The following is a 4,889-nucleotide window of genomic DNA, read 5'->3' as shown; positions in this document are numbered from 1 at the left end:
GTGTTCTCTCGATCGTCGTGCATCCTCCCCCTCCGTCACGCTGCGCGTGCCACCTTCCCCTGGCGGGGGAGGATCAAGAGGCTCACCCCTTCGCGTAGCTCTCCAAAAACCCGCAACGCTGGCAGCGCCATGTCGTCACCTCGACATAGGTCTTGGGCAGTTTCAGCCCGAACCAGCCCTTGACCGCCGCGCCGCGATACCAGCGGCCCAGGCCCGGCATGTTGCTGCGCTCATAGGGCACGAAGCCTTCGGCCATCGAACCCTGACATTTGGGGCAGCTGTTCGAACGCATCCTAGTCCTCCTTGGGCGGCCGCCCGCGCTTGGCGCGCACCGGGTCGGCCAGTTTCACGCCGCGCTTCGCCAGCGCCTCGCGCAGCAGGCATTCGACCTGCGCGTTGACGCTGCGCAGGTCGGTCGCCGCGCTCCGCTCAATCGCCGCATAGAGCGCGGGGTCGAGGCGGAGCGGGAACGCCTTCTTGGGTGGGGCGGCCATGCGCCTTCCGCTCCGGTTACTGGTACAGCGACCCGGCGTTCACCACCGGCTGGGTATCGCGTTCGGAGCAGAGCACGACCATCAGGTTCGACACCATCGCCGCGCGCCGCTCATCGTCCAGCTCGACGACATTCTTGTCGCTAAGCTGTTCCAGCGCCAGTTCGACCATGCCGACCGCACCCTCGACCAACGTCTTGCGCGCCGCGACCACCGCCTCGGCCTGTTGCCGGCGCAGCATCGCCTGGGCGATCTCCTGCGCATAGGCGAGGTGGGTGAGACGGCACTCGTCGATATGCACGCCCGCGGCGAGCACGCGTTCCTGCAGCTCGACGCGCAGCTCCTCGCTGACATGCTCGGCATTGCCGCGCAGCGTCATCTCCTCATGCGTGAAGTCGTCATAGGGGTAGCGCGACCCGATCGCGCGTACCGCGCTCTCGATCTGGATGTGGACGAACTCGCGATAGTCATCGACGTCGAACAGCGCCTGCGCGGTATCCGCGACGCGCCACACCACGTTCGACGCGATCTCGATGGGATTGCCGCGCAGGTCGTTCACCTTCAGCCGTTCCGACGTGATGTTGTGGATGCGGACCGAGATCTTCTTCTTGATCATCCACGGCCATGTCCAGCGCAGGCCGGTGGTGCGATCGGTGCCCTTATACTCTCCGAACAACAGGATCGCCGTCGCCTGATTGGGCTGCAGCAGGTAGAAACCCGGCGCGACGAAGGCGAGGACCAGCACGCCCAGCACCAGTGCGAACGGCGCCCACGTCGCCTCGCCGATCTGTGGCGCCGACGCGATGATGCCGATCAATGCGGCAAGTGCGACCAGCAGCATGGCATAGCCGCTGGCGGTGCTGGCAGGCCGCTCAGCACTGGAGCGAAGCGCGCGCGAATCGAAGTCGGACATGTTTGCCTCCCTGAAAAGATGATATCATATTTATATCGAATCGGGTGGCGTACAAGCGGAATCGGACATGCCCCCGTCAGGCGCGCCGACGGGGGCCGTCACGTCACTTCGCGCCGACCTCCCATGCGAGCCAGCAGATCGCGAGGAAGGGCAGGACGATCGCTACCGCCACCAACAGCTGGCGCGCGATGCCAAGGCGGAACTGCTCGGGATGGTCCGCCTCGACCCGGCGGATCGCGGCGGCATGGGTCGGATCGCCCTTCAGCATTCCGCGGTCGATCGCGGGGCCGGATTTGATGAAGGCGATCAGCTCCGCGCGCTCGCTCGGCTCGAGCGCGGGATAGCGGTTGAGGAGCCCCGCGACATGGTCGCGCAGGCTGGTGTCGGTCATAGTCTCGTTCATGCTGAATTCCCGTTGCGGGGCGCGCGCACGCGCACGCCAGCCGCCCGCAGGCGGCGTGTTTGATCGATCAGGTTTCGGGCTTCAGGCGGTGAGCGGCGGTGCGCGGGCGCGATAGCGCGATGCCGGCGCTCGAGTCGGGGCGGCATCCGCCCGCGGCGTGACGGCGCGAAGCGGCGCCGCGGAGTAGGGTGGGACGACGGCAGCATGATGCAGCGGCAGCGGCGGATCGCCATCGGGGCGATCCTGTGCCTTCAGCGCCCGTTGCGCTGCCGTCTTGATGAGCGACGCCGGGTCGCGAAACTGGGCATGGGCCGGGACGGGTGCGGTGAGCGCGGCCGCGCGCAGCCCGACACTGTCCAGCCGCTGCGGCGTCGGGGTTCCGGCGACCGCATTGAACGCCAGCAACAGCCCGGCCAGCCACAGCCACAAATGGCGCGGCGCGCGGGTCGGCGCGGGGCTGGCAGGTTCAGGCGTCATGCGTAACGGGGATATAGGAAAGGCAGCTGAAATTGCCCGTAAAAACAAAAGGGGCGCGACCATCGCCGCGCCCCTTCGTCGATACGGGTTGAACCGATCAGTTGATGACGATGGTCACCGCGCGACGGTTCTGCGCCCAGCTGGCTTCGTCGGAACCCAGCGCGATCGGGCGTTCCTTGCCATAGCTGATCGTGGTGATCCGCGTCGGCGAAACCCCACGCGCGGCGAGATAGTTCTTCGCCGCATTGGCACGACGGTCGCCCAGAGCGAGGTTATATTCACGCGTGCCGCGCTCGTCGGCGTGACCTTCCAGCGTGATGCGCGTGTTGGGATATTGCGTCAGCCACTGCGCCTGGCTGTCCAGGATCTGCCGCGCGCGCGCGTCGATGTCATACTGGTCGAAATCGAAATTGATCGTGTCGCTGACGACATTCTGCTTGAAATGTTCGGCAGTGCCGGGCTGCGCGCCGCCGCCGCCCGGTCCGGGACCAGGGCCGGGTTCGACCGGGCCGCCGGGGCCCGGGGGCAAGGTTTCGGGCCGCTTTTTCTGGCAGCCGACAACGGCAAGCGCCATCGTCGCAACGATCAGGGCGGTCTTTACTTTCGCCATTGGTCCTATCTCCCTTGGCTATCGTGAATTTCGATACCCCTGCGTAACGGACAGGGTGCGGGTGAGTTCCCGCGACGTCAACCCGCTTACGGTCGTAACGGTCCCCAGGACGGATCGGAACCGTCCAATTGGGTCGGAATCCGTCGCGAGGTGCTGCCGGTCAGGTCCACCGACCAGATGTCGGACTTGCCCGACGGGCCCTGTGCCCCGCGCGAAAACAGCAGCACGCGGCCATTGGGGGACCAGCTCGGTCCCTCATCGCCCCACGCATCGGTCAGCAGCTTCTCGCCCCCGCCCGACGGGTTCATCACGCCGATGCGGAATCCGCCGCCCATGCGCGTGAATGCGATCAGATCGCCGCGCGGGCTCCACGCCGGGGTGGCATAGCGCCCGCCGCCAAAGCTGATCCGCTGCTGGTTCGATCCGTCGGCGTTCATGACGTACAGTTGCTGCGTGCCCGATCGATCGCTTTCGAAGACGATCTTGCTGCCATCGGGCGAGTAGCTGCCGCCGGTATCGATGCCCGGCGCCGTGGTCAGCCGCTGCGGCGTGCCTCCGCTCGCGGCGATGCGATAGACATCGGCATTGCCCGCCACCGACATGGTGAACAGGATCCAGCGCCCATCCGGCGAGAAGCGCGGCGCGAACGCCAGGCTGACATTGGTCACCAGCAACCGCTGCGTGCCGTTCGACAGGTCATAGACATACAGCGACGGCTTGTCGTTCTGATAGCTCATATAGGCGATGCGCCGCTCGTCCGGCGAGAAGCGCGGGGTCAGCACGATCGACTGGCCGTTGGTCAGGAAGCGGTGGTTCGCGCCGTCCTGATCCATGATCGCCAGCCGCTTGATGCGGCGGTTCTTCGGCCCGGTCTCGCTGACATAGATCACGCGGCTGTCGAAATACGGTCCCTCGCCGGTCAGGCGGGTGTAGATCGCGTCGGAACATTTATGCGCCGCGCGCCGCCAGTCCGCGGGCCGAACCACGAACCCCTCACGCGCCAGCTCGGTGCCGAGCGCAACGTCGTAAAGGTAGCAGCCGACGGTCAGATTGCCGTCGCCATTGGCGCGCACGAACCCCTGCACCAGCGCCTGCGCGGTCGCGCCGCGCCAGTAACCGAAGTCCGGCGCGCTCACCTCGCTCACCGGGATCGCGCGGACCCCTGTGGGGCCGAGCGGCTTGAACAGGCCGGTGTTGCGCAGATTGTCGGCAATGATCTGCGACACCTGCCGCCCCAGCGCATCGGTGCTGCCCGCAGCCGTGCTCACCACCTGCTGCGTCGGCATTGGCGGGATGATGATGGTGAGATCCTGCGCGCTCTCATCGGTGACGTCGATGGTCGGCAGCTCCTGGCTCTCGCCCGCCGGGGCCGCAGGCTGGGCGGTCGGCTGCTCCTGAGCGTGACCAGGGAAAGCGACGAACAACGCCGTGGTCGCGGCAAAAAGGGTGCGCAACTTCATTTACAGTCTCCTGTCGAAGGACAGTCGGAAGGCTTTCCAGCCGTCATAATATTCCTCGGGCAAGCCCCTGAAGGGTGCGGCGAGACGGATCGCGGCCAGAGCGCGCTCCTTGTGCAATTCCTGCTGCGGGCGGTTGCTTGCGGTTTGTCCGTTCTGCTGGACCACCCGCGGCTGCCCCGCGAGCGATCCATCGCGGTTCAGCCGCACCTCGACGATCGTAGCGAGCAGATTCACGTCCGCCCCGGTCGGCGCCCGCCAATGCGGCTTCACCTGTCGCCGTATCAACCCGAACACTGACGAGCGCACTTCTGGCCCCATCTGCGCGGCCTGCGGCGTCGTCGCCTTGCCCTTGCTCGCCTGATCGGTCAGCCCGTCGGTGATGCCGGTCAGGCGGCCGGTCGGGCGCACCGCCTGTCGTTCGGTCTTTTGCTGCGCCTTGGCCGGGGCAGGGTTGGACTTCTTTGCCTCGGCCTTGGGCTGCGGCTTGGGCGCGGGGGCCGGCGCGGCTTTCGGCGGGGTCGGGTCGGGCTTGCGC

Annotated in this window: 7 protein-coding genes and 1 pseudogene; all 8 read right to left on the bottom strand. The window is 66.8% G+C overall.

The window, feature by feature from the left end:
* Nucleotides 1-82: 82 nt before the first annotated feature.
* Nucleotides 83-292: a hypothetical protein gene (locus AX681_RS21860; RefSeq protein WP_156442867.1), complete on the bottom strand. Its 210-nt coding sequence runs from the start codon at nucleotides 290-292 to the stop codon at nucleotides 83-85.
* 1 nt (nucleotide 293) lies between these two features.
* On the bottom strand, nucleotides 294-494 hold the full coding sequence (locus AX681_RS06440) for a hypothetical protein (RefSeq protein ID WP_066662977.1): 201 nt from the start codon (nucleotides 492-494) through the stop codon (nucleotides 294-296).
* 16 nt (nucleotides 495-510) lie between these two features.
* Nucleotides 511-1,404: an SPFH domain-containing protein gene (locus AX681_RS06435; RefSeq protein ID WP_066662975.1), complete on the bottom strand. Its 894-nt coding sequence runs from the start codon at nucleotides 1,402-1,404 to the stop codon at nucleotides 511-513.
* Between the two features lie 103 nt (nucleotides 1,405-1,507).
* Complete coding sequence (locus tag AX681_RS06430; protein WP_156442866.1) at nucleotides 1,508-1,807, bottom strand: hypothetical protein; 300 nt, start codon at nucleotides 1,805-1,807, stop codon at nucleotides 1,508-1,510.
* An 81-nt stretch (nucleotides 1,808-1,888) separates the two neighbouring features.
* Nucleotides 1,889-2,284 (bottom strand): hypothetical protein, encoded by a 396-nt coding sequence (locus AX681_RS06425; RefSeq protein WP_066662971.1) that lies wholly within the window; start codon nucleotides 2,282-2,284, stop codon nucleotides 1,889-1,891.
* Between the two features lie 97 nt (nucleotides 2,285-2,381).
* Nucleotides 2,382-2,894 (bottom strand): peptidoglycan-associated lipoprotein Pal, encoded by a 513-nt coding sequence (pal, locus tag AX681_RS06420; RefSeq protein WP_066662969.1) that lies wholly within the window; start codon nucleotides 2,892-2,894, stop codon nucleotides 2,382-2,384.
* A gap of 86 nt (nucleotides 2,895-2,980) precedes the next feature.
* Nucleotides 2,981-4,354, bottom strand: a complete 1,374-nt coding sequence (tolB, locus tag AX681_RS06415) for a Tol-Pal system beta propeller repeat protein TolB (RefSeq protein ID WP_066662967.1) — start codon at nucleotides 4,352-4,354, stop codon at nucleotides 2,981-2,983.
* Nucleotides 4,355-4,889, bottom strand: a pseudogene (locus tag AX681_RS22375) (TonB C-terminal domain-containing protein); the annotation flags it as partial.

Source organism: Sphingomonas sp. CCH9-E2, assembly GCF_001557215.1.
Lineage (GTDB): Bacteria > Pseudomonadota > Alphaproteobacteria > Sphingomonadales > Sphingomonadaceae > Sphingomonas.
This window is presented reverse-complemented; position numbering and strand designations above follow the sequence as displayed.

What these genes read in the sequence shown, in the direction of transcription:
- AX681_RS21860 (WP_156442867.1), bottom strand. Translation starts at nt 292, where the DNA reads ATGCGTTCGAACAGCTGCCCCAAATGTCAGGGTTCGATGGCCGAAGGC.
- AX681_RS06440 (WP_066662977.1), bottom strand. Translation starts at nt 494, where the DNA reads ATGGCCGCCCCACCCAAGAAGGCGTTCCCGCTCCGCCTCGACCCCGCG.
- AX681_RS06435 (WP_066662975.1), bottom strand. Translation starts at nt 1,404, where the DNA reads ATGTCCGACTTCGATTCGCGCGCGCTTCGCTCCAGTGCTGAGCGGCCT.
- AX681_RS06430 (WP_156442866.1), bottom strand. Translation starts at nt 1,807, where the DNA reads ATGAACGAGACTATGACCGACACCAGCCTGCGCGACCATGTCGCGGGG.
- AX681_RS06425 (WP_066662971.1), bottom strand. Translation starts at nt 2,284, where the DNA reads ATGACGCCTGAACCTGCCAGCCCCGCGCCGACCCGCGCGCCGCGCCAT.
- pal (WP_066662969.1), bottom strand. Translation starts at nt 2,894, where the DNA reads ATGGCGAAAGTAAAGACCGCCCTGATCGTTGCGACGATGGCGCTTGCC.
- tolB (WP_066662967.1), bottom strand. Translation starts at nt 4,354, where the DNA reads ATGAAGTTGCGCACCCTTTTTGCCGCGACCACGGCGTTGTTCGTCGCT.